This window comes from Yeosuana aromativorans, assembly GCF_014646655.1.
Lineage (GTDB): Bacteria > Bacteroidota > Bacteroidia > Flavobacteriales > Flavobacteriaceae > Yeosuana > Yeosuana aromativorans.
In genome coordinates, this window is record NZ_BMNR01000003.1 from 334600 (window position 1) to 352712 (window position 18113).

At 35.5% G+C, this 18113-nt stretch carries 24 protein-coding genes; 9 read left to right on the top strand and 15 right to left on the bottom strand.

The window, feature by feature from the left end; genetic code table 11:
* Nucleotides 1-59 precede the first annotated feature (59 nt).
* The 5 genes from IEW94_RS08410 to IEW94_RS08430 all read left to right on the top strand — a co-directional run bounded on the left by IEW94_RS08410 (nt 60) and on the right by IEW94_RS08430 (nt 3577).
* Nucleotides 60-938: a cell division protein FtsX gene (locus IEW94_RS08410; RefSeq protein WP_188651938.1), complete on the top strand. Its 879-nt coding sequence runs from the start codon at nt 60-62 to the stop codon at nt 936-938.
* Nucleotides 939-1029: 91 nt separating this feature from the next.
* Complete coding sequence (locus tag IEW94_RS08415) at nt 1030-1284, top strand: DUF3098 domain-containing protein (RefSeq protein WP_188651940.1); 255 nt, start codon at nt 1030-1032, stop codon at nt 1282-1284.
* A complete protein-coding gene (locus IEW94_RS08420; protein WP_188651942.1) occupies nt 1284-2096 on the top strand; it encodes an undecaprenyl-diphosphate phosphatase in 813 nt (270 codons plus the stop codon). Before IEW94_RS08415 ends, IEW94_RS08420 begins: the two co-directional genes overlap by 1 nt.
* Nucleotides 2096-2797, top strand: coding sequence for a tRNA pseudouridine(55) synthase TruB (gene truB / locus IEW94_RS08425; RefSeq protein WP_188651944.1), 702 nt, complete (start codon nt 2096-2098; stop codon nt 2795-2797). The genes IEW94_RS08420 and truB overlap by 1 nt, the downstream gene beginning before the upstream one ends.
* A 48-nt stretch (nt 2798-2845) precedes the next feature.
* Nucleotides 2846-3577 (top strand): TonB family protein, encoded by a 732-nt coding sequence (locus IEW94_RS08430; RefSeq protein WP_188651946.1) that lies wholly within the window; start codon nt 2846-2848, stop codon nt 3575-3577.
* On the opposite strand, the gene IEW94_RS08435 is transcribed toward IEW94_RS08430, so the two are convergent.
* Complete coding sequence (locus tag IEW94_RS08435) at nt 3555-4175, bottom strand: thioredoxin family protein (protein WP_188651948.1); 621 nt, start codon at nt 4173-4175, stop codon at nt 3555-3557. The two genes, IEW94_RS08430 and IEW94_RS08435, sit on opposite strands and share 23 nt — an antisense overlap.
* A gap of 93 nt (nt 4176-4268) precedes the next feature.
* Between IEW94_RS08435 and IEW94_RS08440 the strand changes: the two genes are divergently transcribed.
* Nucleotides 4269-4832, top strand: a complete 564-nt coding sequence (locus tag IEW94_RS08440) for a DNA-3-methyladenine glycosylase I (RefSeq protein WP_188651950.1) — start codon at nt 4269-4271, stop codon at nt 4830-4832.
* 15 nt (nt 4833-4847) lie between these two features.
* Here the strand turns inward: IEW94_RS08440 and IEW94_RS08445 are convergent, their stop codons facing one another.
* The 6 genes from IEW94_RS08445 to IEW94_RS08470 form a co-directional block, all read right to left on the bottom strand.
* Complete coding sequence (locus IEW94_RS08445; protein WP_188651951.1) at nt 4848-5252, bottom strand: SpoIIAA family protein; 405 nt, start codon at nt 5250-5252, stop codon at nt 4848-4850.
* Between the two features lie 86 nt (nt 5253-5338).
* Nucleotides 5339-6523, bottom strand: coding sequence for a sialidase family protein (locus IEW94_RS08450; protein ID WP_188651953.1), 1185 nt, complete (start codon nt 6521-6523; stop codon nt 5339-5341).
* Nucleotides 6520-7134, bottom strand: coding sequence for a class I SAM-dependent methyltransferase (locus IEW94_RS08455; RefSeq protein WP_188651955.1), 615 nt, complete (start codon nt 7132-7134; stop codon nt 6520-6522). Before IEW94_RS08455 ends, IEW94_RS08450 begins: the two co-directional genes overlap by 4 nt.
* 3 nt (nt 7135-7137) lie before the next feature.
* Nucleotides 7138-7767 (bottom strand): leucyl/phenylalanyl-tRNA--protein transferase, encoded by a 630-nt coding sequence (gene aat / locus IEW94_RS08460; RefSeq protein WP_188651957.1) that lies wholly within the window; start codon nt 7765-7767, stop codon nt 7138-7140.
* A gap of 83 nt (nt 7768-7850) precedes the next feature.
* Nucleotides 7851-8228, bottom strand: a complete 378-nt coding sequence (locus IEW94_RS08465) for a DUF3127 domain-containing protein (protein WP_188651959.1) — start codon at nt 8226-8228, stop codon at nt 7851-7853.
* Between the two features lie 35 nt (nt 8229-8263).
* A complete protein-coding gene (locus IEW94_RS08470) occupies nt 8264-9133 on the bottom strand; it encodes a flavin reductase family protein (RefSeq protein WP_188651961.1) in 870 nt (289 codons plus the stop codon).
* Between the two features lie 120 nt (nt 9134-9253).
* On the opposite strand from IEW94_RS08470, the gene IEW94_RS08475 reads away from it, so the two are divergent.
* Both IEW94_RS08475 and IEW94_RS08480 read left to right on the top strand, forming a co-directional pair.
* A complete protein-coding gene (locus IEW94_RS08475) occupies nt 9254-10402 on the top strand; it encodes a sensor histidine kinase (RefSeq protein ID WP_188651962.1) in 1149 nt (382 codons plus the stop codon).
* Nucleotides 10403-10753, top strand: a complete 351-nt coding sequence (locus tag IEW94_RS08480) for a hypothetical protein (protein ID WP_188651964.1) — start codon at nt 10403-10405, stop codon at nt 10751-10753.
* Here the strand turns inward: IEW94_RS08480 and IEW94_RS08485 are convergent.
* On the bottom strand, nt 10748-11137 hold the full coding sequence (locus IEW94_RS08485) for an HIT family protein (RefSeq protein WP_188651966.1): 390 nt from the start codon (nt 11135-11137) through the stop codon (nt 10748-10750). The genes IEW94_RS08480 and IEW94_RS08485 overlap by 6 nt on opposite strands.
* Nucleotides 11138-11195: 58 nt before the next feature.
* Nucleotides 11196-11669 (bottom strand): transcription elongation factor GreA, encoded by a 474-nt coding sequence (greA, locus tag IEW94_RS08490; RefSeq protein WP_188651968.1) that lies wholly within the window; start codon nt 11667-11669, stop codon nt 11196-11198.
* A 140-nt stretch (nt 11670-11809) separates the two neighbouring features.
* Between greA and IEW94_RS08495 the strand changes: the two genes are divergently transcribed.
* Nucleotides 11810-12250 carry a hypothetical protein gene (locus IEW94_RS08495; protein WP_188651970.1) on the top strand — a complete coding sequence of 147 codons (441 nt, stop codon included), beginning with the start codon at nt 11810-11812 and terminating at the stop codon, nt 12248-12250.
* A gap of 48 nt (nt 12251-12298) precedes the next feature.
* Here the strand turns inward: IEW94_RS08495 and IEW94_RS08500 are convergent, their stop codons facing one another.
* The 6 genes from IEW94_RS08500 to IEW94_RS08525 form a co-directional block, all read right to left on the bottom strand.
* Nucleotides 12299-14542 carry a TonB-dependent receptor gene (locus IEW94_RS08500; protein WP_188651972.1) on the bottom strand — a complete coding sequence of 748 codons (2244 nt, stop codon included), beginning with the start codon at nt 14540-14542 and terminating at the stop codon, nt 12299-12301.
* A 203-nt stretch (nt 14543-14745) separates the two neighbouring features.
* The gene (arfB, locus tag IEW94_RS08505) at nt 14746-15153 is read right to left on the bottom strand and encodes an alternative ribosome rescue aminoacyl-tRNA hydrolase ArfB (RefSeq protein WP_188651973.1); all 408 of its coding nucleotides are present in this window, start codon (nt 15151-15153) and stop codon (nt 14746-14748) included.
* Nucleotides 15154-15155: 2 nt separating this feature from the next.
* A complete protein-coding gene (locus IEW94_RS08510) occupies nt 15156-16706 on the bottom strand; it encodes a DUF4301 family protein (protein WP_188651975.1) in 1551 nt (516 codons plus the stop codon).
* Nucleotides 16703-17272, bottom strand: coding sequence for an AAA family ATPase (locus IEW94_RS08515; RefSeq protein ID WP_188651977.1), 570 nt, complete (start codon nt 17270-17272; stop codon nt 16703-16705). The genes IEW94_RS08510 and IEW94_RS08515 overlap by 4 nt, the downstream gene beginning before the upstream one ends.
* A complete protein-coding gene (gene pnuC / locus IEW94_RS08520) occupies nt 17233-17865 on the bottom strand; it encodes a nicotinamide riboside transporter PnuC (protein ID WP_188651979.1) in 633 nt (210 codons plus the stop codon). The genes IEW94_RS08515 and pnuC overlap by 40 nt, the downstream gene beginning before the upstream one ends.
* Nucleotides 17849-18109 carry a thiamine-binding protein gene (locus IEW94_RS08525; protein WP_188651980.1) on the bottom strand — a complete coding sequence of 87 codons (261 nt, stop codon included), beginning with the start codon at nt 18107-18109 and terminating at the stop codon, nt 17849-17851. Before IEW94_RS08525 ends, pnuC begins: the two co-directional genes overlap by 17 nt.
* Nucleotides 18110-18113 lie beyond the last annotated feature (4 nt).

The following is an 18113-nucleotide window of genomic DNA, read 5'->3' on the forward strand; positions in this document are numbered from 1 at the left end:
GTTTATATAAATAGAGTTTAAATATACTTTATTATTTTTACATCGTTAAGTAAACAACTATGAGTTCATCATTTGAAAATCATCAAAAGCGCCGACTTATTTCTTCTTATTTTTCAGTGGTTTTAAGTATTGCTTTGGTCCTGTTTTTATTGGGATTATTGGGTTTGTTAATTTTAAACGCCCAAAAAGTGTCTGACCACTTTAAAGAACAAGTTGTGTTGACTATTTACCTGAAAGATACTGCCAAAGAAGTTGAAATCAATCAACTTGAAAAAAGTCTGGCTATGGCTGATTATGTGAAATCTACCGAATATGTCTCAAAAGAACAAGCCGCTGAGTTTATGAAAGCTGAAAACGGTGAAGATTTTATGGATTTTGTGGGGTACAATCCGTTACAAAACAGTATTGATGTCCATTTAAAAGCCGATTTTGTGACTTCTGAACAATTGGAAAAAATTTCTGAAGAAGCCCTCAGCAAAAACTTTGTTGATAGCGTTGATTACGATAATGATTTGGTGACCTTGATGAACAACAACGTTAAGAAAATCAGTTTTTGGGTTTTGGTCATCAGTGGTATTTTCACTTTGATAGCTGTGTTGCTCATAAACAGCTCCATTCGTCTGGCCGTGTATTCCAAGCGGTTTACCATTAAAACCATGCAAATGGTTGGTGCTACCAAACAGTTTATTAGGAGACCATTTGTTTGGAAAAGTGTCCGTTTAGGTATTATTGGAGGCATTTTGGCCCTGATTGGTATGGGCATTGTACTGTATTACCTGAATAAAACATTTCCAGAACTGCAATTACTAAGCAATCCGGCAATAATTACCATGCTATTTGTGTTTGTATTTATGTTGGGCATTATCATAACGTGGATCAGTACACATATTGCAACCCAACGGTTTTTAAATTTGAAAACAGACCAGCTGTATTATTAGCTGTGGCTGTTGAGAAAAATTAAATTAAAAAACTCTTAACAATGTATTTTTAAATAATTACGTTAATTTGCACTAATACTTTATTAATATCATGGGAGAAAAAAAACGAAAAGAAGCGGCAAAGAGCGTGTTTGTATTTGGAAAGAAAAACTATAAATTCATGTTTATAGGTATTGCCTGCATTGTACTTGGTTTTATTTTAATGTCTGGTGGCGGCAGTGACGATCCAAATGTTTTTAACCCCGATATTTTTAGTTGGAGACGAATCCGATTAGCGCCCATGCTAGTACTTCTAGGTTTTGGAATCCAGATTTATGCTATCCTTTTGAATCCTGACAAAGAATAATGACCAGTATTGAAGGTATCATTTTAGCAATTATTGAAGGGATTACAGAGTATTTGCCAATTTCTTCAACTGGTCACATGATTATAGCCTCGTCTCTTATGAAAATAGCTGGAGATGATTTTACCAAACTCTTTACAATAGTTATACAACTGGGTGCCATTCTATCAGTGCTTGTGCTGTATTGGAAACGCTTTTTTCAAAGTTTGGATTTCTACTTCAAATTATTGGTGGCTTTTATTCCTGCCGTCATTTTTGGTTTGTTATTAAATGATGTGATTGATGAATTACTGGAAAGTCCGCTTGTTGTGGCTGTGTCCTTAATTATTGGAGGCTTTATTTTATTGAAGGTAGATGATTGGTTTAAAGCCAATGAGGTTTATGATGAAAACAATCCTGAAGCCCATACCAAAATAAGTTATCTAACTGCTTTAAAAATAGGATTCTTTCAGTGTTTAGCCATGATTCCAGGAACATCTAGAAGTGGCGCCAGTATTGTTGGCGGCATGACCCAAAAACTAAACCGTAAAACAGCGGCCGAGTTTTCCTTTTTCTTAGCGGTTCCGACCATGTTTGGAGCAACTGCCAAAAAATTATTTGATTACTACCAAGCAGGTTTTCAGCTCAGCAGCAATCAAGTACATTATTTAATCATGGGTAATATTATTGCGTTTATTGTGGCGCTTTTAGCTATAAAATCCTTTATTGATTATTTAAGTAAAAAAGGCTTTAAAATATTTGGGTATTACCGTATCATTTTAGGCATTGGATTGTTACTTATTCACTACTTTCTTTATCCATTAACAACCATATAATGCTCACTGCCGAAGACTATCAATCAGGGCAGGTTTTGTTAATAGACAAACCATTACATTGGACCTCGTTTCAAGTAGTCAATAAACTGCGCTATGAAATAAAAAAAGCATTTAACCTTAAAAAAATCAAAGTAGGTCATGCAGGCACACTTGATCCTTTGGCCACAGGACTATTAGTACTTTGCACGGGTAAAATGACCAAACAAATAGATACGTTTCAAGGGCAAATTAAGGAATACACTGGAACTCTGGTTTTAGGAAGCACAACGCCTTCTTATGATTTAGAAACAGACATTGACCAGACCTATCCAACCCAACACATTACACCTGAATTAATCTTTGAAACCACCAAACAATTCATAGGTGATATCCAACAAATTCCACCGGTCTTTTCAGCCTTAAAACAAGATGGGAAGCGACTCTATCAATTTGCAAGAGCAGGTGAACAGGTTGAAATAAAATCGCGACAAGTACATATACAAACATTTGAAATCACCAAAATTGATGGTTTAAATGTTGATTTTAGAATTGTTTGTAGCAAGGGAACTTACATTCGGTCTTTAGCACATGATTTTGGTAAAGCATTGCAATCTGGGTCACACTTATCGGTTTTAAGACGCACAAAAATTGGGAATTTTAATGTAGATGATGCCGTTTTGATTGATGACTTTATCAAACAACTAAACAACCATATATCATAATTTTACGTATATTTCATTGAAAATTGCTAGTTGATAGCCCTAAATTTCATGAATTTGCAATTCAACAACCAACAGAAAGCCCTCTTGCTTACGTTCCTTATTACAGGTACAGTAATACTCTCTGTTTTTAATTTGAGCATCAAACAGCAAAACGAATTGTCTTCAGAAAGTTACTATGAAATAGAGCCAGAAAAACCACTTACCGAAGAAGAAGTCAAGCTTCTGGAAGCTATTGATAAATTAAACGCCAGCAAAGCCGAAACCAATAAAGCTTATAACGAGACACAAAAGGACAAGCCTTTTGCTGAAGCCTATAAACCCATTGCACCTCCAGAGGATTACCAAAGACCGGAAACCACCCAAAACGAGGATATTGCAGAGCAATCATCCAGTACAAACAACGACATTTCAGATTTAAATCATGAAGAAATTTCCTCGTTTTCAAAAGTGAATAGTTTTTTGAACAAAAGCACCAAAAAAAACGTGGATGAATCCAACAACAGAAAGAGTACTATTAGTTACTCGTTGGTTGATAGAACCGCTGATTACTTGCCAATCCCTATTTATTTATGCGAGCAAGGTGGTAAAATTGTTATAAATGTAACCGTAGATGACCAAGGAAACGTTACGGATGCCTACGTAAATTCCTCATCAACATCCTCTAATGAGTGTTTAAAAGAAAGTGCTTTAGAGTACGCCAAACAAGCAAAATTTAATGCCAGTCCAGGCAAAAAACCCCAAATAGGTTCTATTACTTTTAACTTTGTTGGCAAATACTAGGCTCTAATTGGCAAAGTATTTCTGTAACATCTTGTATGATATTTTGCCCTTTGTCCTTATTATACCAAACTTGCAAATCTTCCTTGAATTCAGGTGTAATAGCACCATATTTAGCTTTATATTCTTGAACCATTTGTGTAGCCTTATTTGGTCTGGGACCATAAGTGTTTATAACGTCTCCCGTTAAGTTGTCAGTCATGATCATTTTAGGAACTGCTCTGGCTCCATTTGTCAAAAACATATCCATCAACTCTAAATTGTCATCTCTTAACACCACTCTAAAATTAATATTGATGGCTTCTGCTATTTTATTTAAAACAGGTACAATATGTGCTGCATCACCACACCAGCTTTCTGTTATTACCAACCACGATATGTTTTCGTTGAATTGCAATAACTTGGTTAGCGCTTCTTCAGACAGTTTTAAGGTTTTATCCCAACGGTTCATACGCTTATCATTAAGCAATGTATAATTGGCTAAATCTTCATTTTTTTCTATTCCTGTATTTGACTTTTCTGCAACCAATTGCTTCACCAAGTTTCTGTAGGCTGAATAAGACATACTACGCTGTAAACTATCTTTTATAATTGTATTCATAATATCTGTGTTTGAAGAAACAAAATTACAATCTTGCTATTTCTTTTTAGATGATATTTGTCATACTTTTATGGAAATACTTACAATACTAAAATGGAAAAACACAGATGCGGTTGGTGTGTTGGAGACGCACTTTATGAAGCCTATCACGATGCCGAATGGGGCGTACCTGTTTATGATGATGAAACGCTTTTTGAGTTTCTCATCCTGGAAACGTTTCAAGCTGGTTTAAGTTGGATCACAATTTTACGCAAGCGCGAAAACTTCAGAAACGCCTTTGATAATTTTGATTATAAAAAAATAGCTAGATACCAACAGGATAAAATTGACACTTTATTACAAGATGCAGGTATCATTAGAAACAAACTTAAAATTCACGCCACCATAACCAATGCCCAAGCTTTTATGGAAGTACAAAAAGAGTTTGGGAGTTTTAGTAATTACATATGGGGATTTGTTGATGGCAAACCCATAAAAAACAACTTAAAACACTACAAAGAAGCTCCAGCAACCACGCCTTTAAGTGATGCTTTGAGCAAAGACTTAAAAAAACGTGGTTTTAAGTTTGTGGGCAGTACCGTTGTGTATGCCCATATGCAGGCCACGGGCATGGTTAATGACCATGAAGTCAATTGTTTCAGGTATCAGGAAGTTTGAAATCTGTTTATTATTTTAATGTAATGCCTCTGAAGTTGCTTTTTCAGAAACAAAAGCCATAGCCTCATCCATTTGAGAGACATCAAAATAGCGTTCCAATCGGCCTTCCTTGGCTCTTTGAAAAAACAGATTATCAATTGGCACCAACGCTTTCAATATTTTTGAGTGCGCCACAATGGCCAAATGTCCCATTTTTTTATAGTTTCTCAAAGCAAATATAATATCTTCCATAAATGCCTTGGTACTGGTGTTTCCAATTTTCATTTCGTCTAATTTTACCAGTATATGTACTTGCTTGAACCCTTGGTCTAATTTTTCCTTAAAAAATTTTTGACAAATTTTTTCGTCTGTTTCTGTAAAGCCATCAATGACTTCAATGGCCAATACATTTTTTTCTGTAGTCATTATTTGTTCTATCATAACATTAGGAATTACATATTGCCGTTTACTATTAAACTGATTGAATCATACATTAAATTTAATCATTTTATAGCTAATTTTATCCGTTATTTTCCCTTTTTATATGATAAACTATCAATTGGTATTTTGGTGCACTGTACGTCTTCTTTATTGGTTGCATAAGACACATAGAGATAATCACCCCAAATAACACTTTTTGGATAACTGTAGCCTGCTCTTTTGTAGCGTCCTTTAAACCGTAACGGCTGAAGGTCTTTTCCACCACTTCGCAATAAGTAAGCTTTGTCAAATAAAAACCCGTCTTTGCTTAAGGTTATAACCAACGGAAACCTGCTTTTATTCCCTGATGGGTTATTGACCATAAAAGCGGTTCCATCTGGTAAATTTCCCGCACTTTGTTTAGCTCTTGAATCGGGCGTATCTACTAGTTCGGGTAGTGTCCATGTAAGGCCATTGTCTTTACTAATGGAAGCTAATTTTTTAAACGTACTGTTTTGATCCCTAAAAACCATAATTACAGCGCCATCTTTTCTGTAAAACCAACTGGGCTCCAATTCTCTGCTCATGGATTTGTTATTTGAAGTTAAATGATCCATTTTCCCAGCTTTCCAACCAGATATACCAAGTGGGTTATCCGTAAAATATGGTGTCACCATCAACCCTGGTTGCATGTGAAATGCTGTGATAAGTCTGCCATTGGGCAAGGCGTGAACATCTTGTTCTATAATTCCAAGTACCGGTTGGCCATTACTGCCCATTACCTGTTTTGAATCTTCCCAATGTATCCCATCTATTGATGTTATATACTCGGTATAGCCTTCCTTAAATCCTTTGGTCTTATCTGGCCAAACACAAATATAAGCCACAAGGGTGTTACCATCACTCCACCATCCACCGCTTGTTTTTATGCCCTGTTTCCACTTTTGGGTCATTGCAACTGGCTGCTCCCAATCTGTTCCATTTAAACTACGACTATAAAATACTTGGGTGTCACTGCCATCCTCATCAACCGAAGAACTTTGCCATTGTGCATACAACATGCCTTTAAAAGGAAATAACACCACCCCATGATTATACTTATTATCATTTTCTTGAGGAGAAAAAATGGTGGATGTTTCTATTCCTTTGACAAAATCAAGTCCCAAGGTTTGTGGTTGATTAAAATCAAAAAGCTGATTAACCCTAAACGGAATATCTTTTTCTTGTCCATGTAATATTAAAGCTGAAAATAGACACAGAGAACCCCAAATAAAATACTTATAACAATTCATATCTTTCTACCTATAAATCTAATAAGGCTAGCTGTTCCTTTGTGGTATTTGCCCTCGTGGAGTTCAGTTTCAACTTCTTCAAGTTTTAAAACTTCAAAATCCGGGAAATCATGTTTAATGGTTTCTTTTGAAAATAACATATCAATATTTTTTGGTCCACCAGCTTGTGGGTTTACTTGTTGAAATTTGATATGGTTTTTGCTAAACCCTTCTAGAATAATCAACCCGTTTGGCTTTAATAGTTCTACTATTTTTTTATAATACGCAGCAGAAATATCTGGAGTAAAATGGGCGAAAATAAGTGCCACAGCATCAAATTTTTTGTTCATAACTTGAAGATTAAAAAAATCCCCAACCTCATAATTAATATGAACCTCATTTTGATTGCCCAGTTTTAATGCCTTGTTTCTACCCTCAATGCTGGTATCAAAAGCATGAACCTCTAGACCTTGTTTGGCGGCATAAACCGCATTTCTGCCTTCTCCCTCTGCTGGCAATAATAACTTCCCTTTAACATGATACGTATCAATTACATGCTTAAAAAACACGTTTGGTAACGTGCCATAGGCATAGTCTTTTTCTTTAAAACGTATATCCCAAAAATTTTCCATGTTCTAATTTTTTAAATATTGTAAAAAATGCGCTCTAGAAATATCTTCGGCGCCCAAACTTTCTAAATGCTTAGTGTACACTTGACAATCTATCAATTTATAATTGGTGTTTTTAATAAACGTTATGAAACCTACTTTACTGGCGTTACTTTCTTTTGTAAACATACTCTCACCACAAAACACACCATTGTTTACATCAACGCCATACAAACCCGCAACCAAATCATCTACTTTCCAAACCTCAACTGATTTGGCATATCCCAATTCATTCAGCTTTACATAAGCATCAATCATCTCGTTTGTTATCCAGGTTTCATCTTGGCCAGGCCTGTTTACACTAGAACATGCTTTAATAACTGCTTTAAAATCTTTGTTTACAGTAACGGTGAAGTCATTATTTCTAAGTACTTGTTTCATGCTTTTTGAAATCTTTAATTTCTCTGGAAATAGAACAAAGCGTGGGTTTGGTGACCACCATAAAATAGGATCCCATTCTGAAAACCACGGAAAAATACCTTGTTTGTAAGCATCCAATAATCTATCGGTTGACAAATCGGCACCAATGGCCAACAACCCATCTTCAGTAGCTTCTGAGACGTTTGGAAAAGGCGTATGCTTGGTGAGGTATTTCATAAGATTCCTAAAAGTAATAAACCTCAATGTTAAAATTAACATTGAGGTTTAATATTATTGTGTTCCTTTTTAACAGGAATTTATTAGAAAGGCAAATCGTCGTGATCGTCTTCATTTAAATCACCTGCCGGTTCAAAAGCATCCATTGGAGGCACTGGCGGCAAACTAGAATCACCCGCCTCTGTTTGTAAGGCTTCTATTCTCCATCCTTGGATAGAGTTAAAATATTTGGTTTCACCTTGAGGGTTTACCCATTCCCTGCCTCGTAAATTGATGCTTATCTTTACTTGCTGGCCTTCTTTATAATTGTTTAGCAAATCGGTTTTATCTTGCACAAATTCCACCATGATATGTTGTGGATATTGTTCTTCTGTAGTCACTACAATTTCTCGTTTTCTAAAACCATTATTTCCAAAGGTTTGGGTTTCACCTATCATTTTTATTCTTCCTTGAACTTCCATTAAATCTGTTTTTATCTATTAATTACTCTGTTTTCTTAACTCAATAATATATTCCAAGCACTAGTTACATCGCCGTAACTTAAATAATTATGTGCCAGTTTGTGTTTCTCTCTGTGCGTGGCGCTTTTTATGTTAGGATACCGTTCCCCTAAACTATTTATAAAGGCTTCAACTTCGTTTTTACTTGGAATAGCTTCCACGTTTGCAAGCATGCCCAAATCATTCCCCGTCAAAACCATACTGTTTTTAATATCCTCTGGCAAATTATCAACTCCAATACCTAAAGCAGATAATGGCTTTGGGATTTCAAAAAAACCTTTGTTGGCCCTACTGTATAAACTGCCGCCTGCCCTAGCCACTAAATCCAGTTTTTTCTGGTTTATGGATTCGTCTTTATTGAGAACATCTTTTGAAACATGAAACTTTACAACCTCGCAAATGATTAAATTTCCAGCTCCTCCTTCTGTCCCTAACTTAATGATGTCATTAACCTTGCATTCAAACTGAACAGGTGATTCGGCCACCCGAAACGGTTTAACCACATCTGATTTTAACATGGTTAGCCCCGCTTTTTCAAACTCATTAACACCTTGAGGGTACTCGGTACTGCTCAATGACATTTGCTGTACAATCTCATAATTTACCACATTAATCACCACTTCTTTTATAGCCTCTACATTATCTAACGTGTGTTTTGTTGTATTATTCCGTACGCGTCTTGATGGCGAAAAAACCATGATAGGCGGATTGGAACTAAATACATTAAAAAAACTAAAGGGTGACAAATTAGGATTCCCGTCCTTATCCATAGTGCTTGCAAACGCAATTGGCCTAGGGGAAACAGCACTTAGCAAATAGCTGTGCAAGATATTGGTCGGCATGTCTTTAGGATCAAATGACAGCATTTAGCTTTTAAGTTTCCACAAATGTAACCAATCTAATATTCAACTAAAAACCGATTTACTAACATCTTGAACAATAATATTAACAGATTTGCATTATATTCATGTTCAAATTTGGTTTTAATGAATTTTACAAAATACAAAAACACCATTCGATGGGTTATGATAGGGATATCCTTCATCATTATTTCCCTTATTTTATGGAATACCTATGTATTTTTTCAAAACTTTAAAGCCGAAGAGCGCACCAAAATGGATATCTGGGCCGAGGCTCAAAGTGACTTTATCAACAGTGATACCAATGCCAACTTAGACCTTCCTTTAAAAATTTTGAGCAGTAACAAAACAACGCCCATGTTGGTCATCAACAAAGATGGAAGCCTTTACAGTTATAACAATATCAATGAAAATAAAGTAAAGGACTCCAGTTATGTCAACAAACTGATTTCTAAATTTAAAAGCGAAAACAAACCTATTGAAATCACCTACAATAACGAAGTCTTGTCAACCATATATTACGGCGATTCCGATTTACTCAACAAATTAAAATACTACCCATTAGCTTTATTGTTGATTATTGTACTTTTTGGAGCCGTGGTTTACTTCTTTTACCGAAGCAATAAAAATGCCACCGAAAACAAACTTTGGTCTGGTATGGCCAAGGAAACAGCACATCAAATAGGCACACCGTTATCCTCCTTAATTGGTTGGACCGAAATTTTAAAAAGCGAAAACATAAATCCAGATTATATTGTTGAAATGGAAAAGGATGTTGACAGATTGAAAACCATTACCGAGCGGTTTAGCAAAATAGGCTCAGTTCCTACACTAGAGCCCCAAGATATTATTAAAGAAACCATTGATGCCTATAGCTATTTAAAAGTACGTTCCTCCAATCTTGTGGAGTTTGAAATCATAACCCCAAATGGTGAGATTATGGTAAACCTCAACAAACAACTGTACGGCTGGACCATTGAAAACTTAGTGAAAAATGCCATTGATGCCATGAAAGGAAGAGGTAAGCTCACCATTGCCATTTCAGAACTTGAAGACACCATAAAAATCAATGTGACCGACACAGGAAAAGGGATTCCTAAAAATAAATTCAACACTATTTTTGAGCCTGGTTATACTACCAAAAAACGTGGTTGGGGTCTGGGTCTATCACTTACCAAACGCATTATTGAGGAATTCCACAATGGAAAAATAAAGGTATTGCATTCTGAACTGGGCAAAGGAACTACCATACAAATCATGTTAAAACGTGCCTAGATGACTGAAAAACAAATCCCCATAAAAGAGGTTAGATTAAATAATAACTGTCCGGTTTGTTACAGTAAAAAAGGATTGGTTCTTACTTTTAAGCAGGCAATTATTGAGAACAGTTTTTACAAATCAATAACCTCTGATATTACAAATAGCATTGAATGTGACAGATGCCACACTACCATTTATCCGGTGCAATGGACAGATGAAATTGAACGTGTTTTTGAATATCACCAAAAAACAGTTGTTCCCAAAAAAACATCTACTTATTTGAAAAAAAAGAGTTGGATAATTATTGTTGCGGTGGTTTTAATAGCCTTTACAATTCTTATTTTAACAATATACCCCAACCTATAAATACTTGTTAATGGCTTTGGCTGTTTCTTGAAAGGCTTCTTTGGTTAATGACACCTTTTTGATAAAACGGGCATCATCCATAGTGTGTAATGGAATTAAGTGCACGTGGGCGTGAGGCACTTCCAAACCAATAACGGTCATGCCAACACGCTTACAAGGAATGGCTTTTTTTATGGCAATAGCCACACGTCTTGAAAACGCCATTAATCCGTTATAGGTTGCTTCATCCAAATCAAATAATTTATCAACTTCTTTTTTAGGTATACACAATGTATGTCCTTCACTATTTGGGTTAACATCCAAAAAAGCCAAAAACTCGTCGGTTTCTGCTACTTTATAACATGGAATGTCTCCGTTGACTATTTTAGTGAAAATTGAAGCCATTACTTGAGAGATTGAATTACTATATAAATATAAGAATTTACTTTGGTACGTTTTACAATTATCTGGAAACTTCCAAGATTTCAAACTTTAAAACGCCGTTTGGCACTTGAATTTCGGCAACATCACCAACAGTTTTCCCCAGCAGCCCTTTACCAATAGGGGAATTTACTGAAATTTTTCCGGCTGCCAAGTTGGCTTCACCATCTGCCACCAATGTATAATCCATCACCATCCCGTTGGTTTGGTTTTTGATTTTAACTTTTGAAAGTACCAATATTTTTGACACATCCAATTGCGATTCGTCAATAACCCGGGCGTTGGCCAACACTTCCTCTAGCTTAGAGATTTTCATTTCAAGCATGCCTTGGGCCTCTTTGGCCGCATCATATTCGGCGTTTTCACTTAAATCGCCTTTATCTCTGGCCTCTGCTATAGCATTTGACGCACGCGGACGCTCAATATCTTTTAATTGTTTAAGCTCGTCTCTTAATTTTTTTAAACCTTCTGCAGTGTAATACGATACTTTACTCATAACTTCATCGTTTAATTATTACATTCCGAAAATAATTCAGAATAAAAAAATCCCGTTCACACGAGATTAGACACAAATATACAAAATATTTAACTCAATTTGTTTAATGTTGTAAATTGAAAATTATTAAACCCGCAAAAATGAAGTCTCTATTTTATATCGTTTGTTCTGTTCTTTTGGCTGGTTGTAGTGCCAATAACGATATTATTAAAAACCCGTATTTGCCAAACTATGAGTTTGATACTGGCACACTTATCAATACTAATTTACCGCAATTCAATCAATTGAAATTTCCTGGTAATTATGTTATTTTAGACAAACCCTATGGCATAAATGGTTTTGTGCTTTACTATGCTGGAGGCTCAAATTATAATGCTTTTGAAATTACTGACCCCAATCATGCTTTGAGCTCTTGCTCAACACTTAGCGTAGAAGGTATCATAGCCACTTGTGATTGTGATGACGGTAATTCTTATGACATTTTAAATGGCGTTAAAAGAGAAGGAACGACAGGGAATTATCCTTTAATTCGCTACCATGTTGAAGTACAAGGTTCCATAATTAGGGTTTACAACAACTAAAAAAAGCGACCCAAAAGAGCCGCTTTTCAACTTGATTTTCAGTCTGAATTAAAATTTTAAGGTCACACCCAATAAAAAGTTGGTCGTTGCCTGCGGATAATATCCGGCTCCTTCAATGGTTGTAACAGTTCCCGGATTAGAATAATCGTCATCATAGGTATAATAATAGCCGTTTGACGCATATTTTTCACCAAAAATATTATTGACCAATCCAGAAAACACAATAGATTTGAATATTGAATTTGGTTTTATTTCATAAGTAAGATTAAAATCATTCACAAAATAACTATCCAGTTTTGATGCCTCAGAATCTGTGTTCCCCATAAACTGCTCCCCAACATATTTGCTTAAAAACGATAGCTGAAGATTGCCTATTGGTTGAAATATAATTGCATTGGCGGCAACTATATCTGGAGAAAATGAGATGTTGGTTTTCCCTAAATTCACCAAACTTCCGTCAATTGAAGCGATGGTCGATTTGTTTTTGTTGGAGCTTAAAGCCACATTTGGTTTAATGGCCAATTGTTTAGACACTTGAATGGCGGCATCAACTTCCAAGCCCAATCTATAACTCTCGCCACTATTGGTTCTAATAGGTGTTCCATTGTTATCAATAGCACCAGAAAGCACCAGTTGCTCATTGTAATGCATATAATATACATTGGCATTTAACCTAAACCTATTGGTGTTATGTCTCCAGCCCAATTCAAAGTCGTTAAGTTGTTCTGGCTTGATGTTTGGGTTGCTTTCAAAATCGCTTCGGCTAGGCTCTCTATTGGCTCTGGCATAGGAAGCGTATAAATTGTTAACGGTATTCAATTTATAGGTGATCCCTGCTTTTGGATTAAAGAAGTTGTAGGTTTCATTAATGTTGAAAGGAACCACATCGGAATTTTGTCCTGAGGTTGTGTAATCTACGTTTCGGACTTGTAAATCGCCATACAAACTGACTTTATCATTTAATCTATAGGTTGCTTTTGCAAACGCGCTAATATCCTTTTTCTTTCCAGTTCCATCGTAATAATGTTGTCCTTTTGAAATGGCATTGGAATATTCTGCCCATATAATTTCACCATAGTGAATTCCTGAATAGTCACTGTAAGAGCCTCCAAAAGACATATCTAAATAATCGTTTTTATAGTTTGCACTGGCGTTAACAACATAAAAATCATTGTCCAACCAGCGTCTTCTTACATAATCCATTGAGTTTACCGTTTCGCCATTAACAGTCATAGGACTTAATCCTAGAAAATCAAAGGAAGAGTCTGATGCAAAATAGATATTGGTATATAAATAATCATCAACATACTCTTCATAAAAGCCACGTCCGTGGGTATAGTTCATACCCAAATTAGTGGACCAATTATTGTTGTAACGCTCATTCCAATGCAACTGGTAATGGTCTTGTTTATAATCATCTACCTGATCATTGTAATAGCCTTGAAAATTTCCCGCGTCATCAAATTGAATCCCTGCTATATTAAACCGTCTGTTTTCATCCATATTGGGATTTTCACCTATATAGGAAATTGTTTCGGCATCAAACCCATACCAAGATTGATAGGTCACTTCAGACCCTCCAAAAACCAACGCTTTTATCAAAGTGTTACCATCTTTATAGGCACCTTGCAGGAAATATGATTTTAAATCTGAAGTCGCTCGGTCAATATAACCATCCGATTTAATCTGTGACACACGCCCAGAGACCTCAAAATGGTCATTCAGCAATCCGGTACTGAACTTAACATTATGCTTTCTGGTATTAAAACTTCCAAAAGTATTGGATATTTCAGCATTTGCTTGTTCCGAAATGGCATCCGTTAAAATATTAATACTGGCACCAAAAGCCCCAGAGCCATTGGTAGATGTTCCAACACCGCGTTGCAGCTGTAAACTCTCAACAGACGATGCAAAATCGGGCAAATCAACCCAGTAGGTTCCTAGAGATTCTGCATCATTATAAGGAATTCCGTTAACCGTAACGTTGGTTGATTGGGCACTAACGCCTCGCACTCTAATTCCTGTATAACCAACGCCTGCTCCTGCATCACTGGTAGTAACAACCGAGGGCATAAAATTTAATAAAACGGGCAAATCTTGTCCCAAATTTCGTTTTTCCAAAGCCGCTTTTGTGACATTGGAATGTGTGATAGGTGAATCTGCATTCACCCTAACAGCCTTGACCAAGACGGCATCCAAGGTTTCGATGTTTGTGGAATCTTGTTGTTTTTCTTGCGAAAAGACCGGGCATGATAGCACGATAAGTGCTAAAATTTTGAATAGGTTTTTCATCCGATAAATAAATTTATTCGAATAAAAAGAGGTAATTATTCTGGTTACTATTAATGTATTTGGCGACTATCGCCGTCCCTAAACAGCATTACCTGTTCTAGGTTCATTGGGTATGATCTCAGCCGTTTATAGGCACCCCTTTTTTGAGAACAGTGCAAATGTAATTATCAATTGTCAATTATCAATTATCAATTGACATTTTTTTACTCTAAATCTGGTTTCCTTCTATTTGCTTTTTTATCAGATAGTTGCCGTTTACTTTTTAAACGCTTTTTGATAACTGCCTTAGGTATTTTTGTTGGAATTCGCTTTTTGGGAACCTTTAATCCGCTTTCAATTAAGTCTAAAAACCGCTTGATGACAAGTTCTTTGTTTTTATGCTGGCTCCGGCTTTCATCAGATTGTAAAATAAGCACATGGCCTTTGGTCAATCGGCTGCTTAATTTTTTTAGTAAACGTTCTTTTTGTAAATCGCTCAACACTTCAGACTCTAATAGATTAAAGGCCAATTCAATTTTTGAAGACACTTTATTGACATGTTGACCTCCGGCACCAGAACTCCTAACGGCCTTAAAGGTCAACTCTTGTAATAAGGTGTCTTTATTATACATTTTTAAGCTTGATGGGCCGGCTTTAATAAATCATTTACCGTTTTTACGGGGTTAAAGGTTGATAAAGGGATTTCAACAAAAATAGAATTCCAATTGGCCATACTACCATTCCATAAACCCGGTAATTCAAAAGCTTTTATATCAGTTCCATTTTGAGATTTTAACGTAATAAATGCTGCCTTGTGATCAACGTATTCATGGAGATCAAACTTATTCCCCTTATAATCCCGAACACCACATACCAAATCAGTTGGATTAAAATGAGTGGCATTTTTCACAATCTCTTTTTGGGATTTCTGGCTGGTATCAATTTGGGCAAATTCAATAATTTGCAATGAAATATTACCCGTTTCATCTTTTACCCAAAAAGGTCCTCCCCCAGGTTCACCTTCATTTTTTACCATACCACAAACACGAATAGGCCGATTCAATTTTTCTTTAAGAAAAAATATTTTAGATTCAATAGACGCATTTTCAAAATCTGGCGCTATATCAATATGTAAGGTATTGCTTAAGAATTTGGCTATATCATTAATGTCATTATCATTAAGATTACCGGTATCTATGAGCCTCAAATACTTGAAAATCTGGTCTTGCGTTTCCAATAAAATTCCAGCCAGCATTTTTTTGTATTTGCACGCATCTTCAAGCTGGTTTTGAACCACCAAATTGTCAATGTTTTTTATAAAAACAATATCTTGCTGTAACTCGTTCAGGTTTTCCAACAAAGCACCATGGCCAGAAGGTCTAAATAAAATAGTGCCGTCGGGTTCCCTGTAAACATCATTGCTTTCTGTTAAAGCAACGGTATCAGTCGCCATTTTTTGATATGAAAAAGACACCTCAAATGTATGTGCTGTTTGATTCTCAACATCTTCAAGGATGTGGTTCAACTCTTCATAAAACTTGTCTTGATGGTTTTTTGAAATGGTGAAATGCAAATGAGCATGATTGTTTGTAGACGCATAAAAAGCAGCTTCATGTAAATGCTCTTCAAAAGCAGTAGAAATATGGATTTTGTATTTATGGAATGGCAATAATCCTTTTGGATAAAAACTATAATTCAACCGATCTTCATCCAACATGGTTTTTACAAACTCTACACATCGCTCATCATAAGTCAAGTGGTTGTAATTTGAGATAACCTTATGGATTTTATGAACAACTTCCTCAAAACATGGCAATTTTTCAAGGTTTTTAAAAAAGATAGCTACATTTTTATTACCTGTTCTGTTTATAAAGTCCTGAATACTTTCTTTTTTTAAATCATAATCATTTAAAAATTGAAACAAAAATTTAAACATTCTGGTAGCTGCACCAGATGCGGGAACAAACTTAACCATTGACAATGTGTTTCGTTTGCTTTCAAATAATTCAATATAATGAGATTCCTGCTGGTTATCCATTTTAAGAATGCCATTGCCAATAGTAGCCGCTTCCTTTAAATTTGAATATACCATACCGGATTTAATACGCGCTATTTGCGCATTAACTTTATCAATAGTCAGTCCGTGGTTTTCTATTTGAACGTTATCGTTTTCAGAAAATATCATTTCTTGTTTTCTAATAATATATCTATATGTTTTACTGCTAAATCCAATCGTTCCTTCATACCTCCTTTCAACAACACATAAGGCCGATTATACTTTATTAAAGCATCCTCAAAAGCTCTAAACATCTTCTCTCTTTCATGTGGTTTATCCCTTAAATCATCAGCTTCCCAAGGCGTATCAATATAAGTCAAAAAATATAAATCATATGTATTTTCCAATGCATACTTTTCCAACATAGGGTCACAGGATCCTGTATAATAAGCTTCAGAATACACCTTTGTTTCCAACAAGTCTGTATCACAAATCAATACAGTATCGGTTTTTTGGGATAGTCTGTTTTCTAATCGCATTTGTCCTTCTGCAATGGGCAATAAATCATCGGGCTCACAGGTTTTACGCTCCTCATTCCATTTATTTTGAAGATATTCACGCGCATATTCTGGTACCCAAACGGAGTTGTAATGTCGTGCCAACTGACTCGACAAGGTTGTTTTACCAGTGGATTCTGGCCCAAACAATACAATTTTTATGCAGTTTGACGGTTGCTGTTTAAGATTTCTTTCCATGCAAAATATCCTTGAATTGCTAATATAGTAAAGATTAAATACTGTAGTGATAACATACCCAAACCTCTATAAGCATATAGTGGAATAGTAATCAAATCTGCTATAATCCATAAGGTCCAGTTTTCCAGTTTCTTCACAGCCATATACCACATAGCTGTAAAGAAAATCCCCGAAGTGACTATATCAATATAGTTTGGGATATGCATTGGATAACCAAATCCTTTATAAACAATATAGGTAACTATCATGGTTAATATAAACCATAAAACTCCAATTTGTTTCTCTTTTTTTGTCGTTCTTGAAATAGGAACCACATATTTATTTTCTTTTTTTCTGGACCAGTTCCACCAACCATAAACACTCATAATAGAATAGTATACGTTCATCATCATGTCTCCAAAATACTGATTGATATATAGCAGATAAACCGTTATCACTGTACATACAATGCCCGTTGGATACACCAAAATATTTTCCTTTTTAGCATACCAAACACTTAAAATACCAAATACAAATGCAATGGCTTCTAAAATAATCTGAAAGGCGGGAACTTCTCTGTACGGGTCAAGAAAAAAATCAAAAATGAGGTTCATATTTGCTTCTATCGGTTTTTACGATTTTCATGGTTAATACTGAAATATCAACATCTTGAAATGATTTCTTGATTTCTTTGTTCAGAAATGACATTAATTCGTCAAAGTCTCCATAAATCTGTGTGCTTAATGGATTTTCAAACACTGTAAATTTTGATGCACGAAGTGCTTTAATAAAATTGATGACATGCTTTTCATAATCATCTTGCAAAGGCGATAAGGTTAAGTCTACTGATATGTTCATGGTT

Coding starts and splice junctions, on each gene's coding strand:
- greA (WP_188651968.1), bottom strand. CDS start 11,669: ATGAGTAAAGTATCGTATTACACTGCAGAAGGTTTAAAAAAATTAAGA.
- IEW94_RS08435 (WP_188651948.1), bottom strand. CDS start 4,175: ATGAATACAATTATAAAAGATAGTTTACAGCGTAGTATGTCTTATTCA.
- arfB (WP_188651973.1), bottom strand. CDS start 15,153: ATGTATAATAAAGACACCTTATTACAAGAGTTGACCTTTAAGGCCGTT.
- IEW94_RS08420 (WP_188651942.1), top strand. CDS start 1,284: ATGACCAGTATTGAAGGTATCATTTTAGCAATTATTGAAGGGATTACA.
- aat (WP_188651957.1), bottom strand. CDS start 7,767: ATGAAATACCTCACCAAGCATACGCCTTTTCCAAACGTCTCAGAAGCT.
- IEW94_RS08430 (WP_188651946.1), top strand. CDS start 2,846: ATGAATTTGCAATTCAACAACCAACAGAAAGCCCTCTTGCTTACGTTC.
- IEW94_RS08475 (WP_188651962.1), top strand. CDS start 9,254: ATGAATTTTACAAAATACAAAAACACCATTCGATGGGTTATGATAGGG.
- IEW94_RS08480 (WP_188651964.1), top strand. CDS start 10,403: ATGACTGAAAAACAAATCCCCATAAAAGAGGTTAGATTAAATAATAAC.
- pnuC (WP_188651979.1), bottom strand. CDS start 17,865: ATGAACCTCATTTTTGATTTTTTTCTTGACCCGTACAGAGAAGTTCCC.
- IEW94_RS08470 (WP_188651961.1), bottom strand. CDS start 9,133: ATGCTGTCATTTGATCCTAAAGACATGCCGACCAATATCTTGCACAGC.
- IEW94_RS08510 (WP_188651975.1), bottom strand. CDS start 16,706: ATGATATTTTCTGAAAACGATAACGTTCAAATAGAAAACCACGGACTG.
- IEW94_RS08410 (WP_188651938.1), top strand. CDS start 60: ATGAGTTCATCATTTGAAAATCATCAAAAGCGCCGACTTATTTCTTCT.
- truB (WP_188651944.1), top strand. CDS start 2,096: ATGCTCACTGCCGAAGACTATCAATCAGGGCAGGTTTTGTTAATAGAC.
- IEW94_RS08525 (WP_188651980.1), bottom strand. CDS start 18,109: ATGAACATATCAGTAGACTTAACCTTATCGCCTTTGCAAGATGATTAT.
- IEW94_RS08415 (WP_188651940.1), top strand. CDS start 1,030: ATGGGAGAAAAAAAACGAAAAGAAGCGGCAAAGAGCGTGTTTGTATTT.
- IEW94_RS08450 (WP_188651953.1), bottom strand. CDS start 6,523: ATGAATTGTTATAAGTATTTTATTTGGGGTTCTCTGTGTCTATTTTCA.
- IEW94_RS08485 (WP_188651966.1), bottom strand. CDS start 11,137: ATGGCTTCAATTTTCACTAAAATAGTCAACGGAGACATTCCATGTTAT.
- IEW94_RS08465 (WP_188651959.1), bottom strand. CDS start 8,228: ATGGAAGTTCAAGGAAGAATAAAAATGATAGGTGAAACCCAAACCTTT.
- IEW94_RS08445 (WP_188651951.1), bottom strand. CDS start 5,252: ATGATAGAACAAATAATGACTACAGAAAAAAATGTATTGGCCATTGAA.
- IEW94_RS08515 (WP_188651977.1), bottom strand. CDS start 17,272: ATGGAAAGAAATCTTAAACAGCAACCGTCAAACTGCATAAAAATTGTA.
- IEW94_RS08440 (WP_188651950.1), top strand. CDS start 4,269: ATGGAAAAACACAGATGCGGTTGGTGTGTTGGAGACGCACTTTATGAA.
- IEW94_RS08455 (WP_188651955.1), bottom strand. CDS start 7,134: ATGGAAAATTTTTGGGATATACGTTTTAAAGAAAAAGACTATGCCTAT.
- IEW94_RS08500 (WP_188651972.1), bottom strand. CDS start 14,542: ATGAAAAACCTATTCAAAATTTTAGCACTTATCGTGCTATCATGCCCG.
- IEW94_RS08495 (WP_188651970.1), top strand. CDS start 11,810: ATGAAGTCTCTATTTTATATCGTTTGTTCTGTTCTTTTGGCTGGTTGT.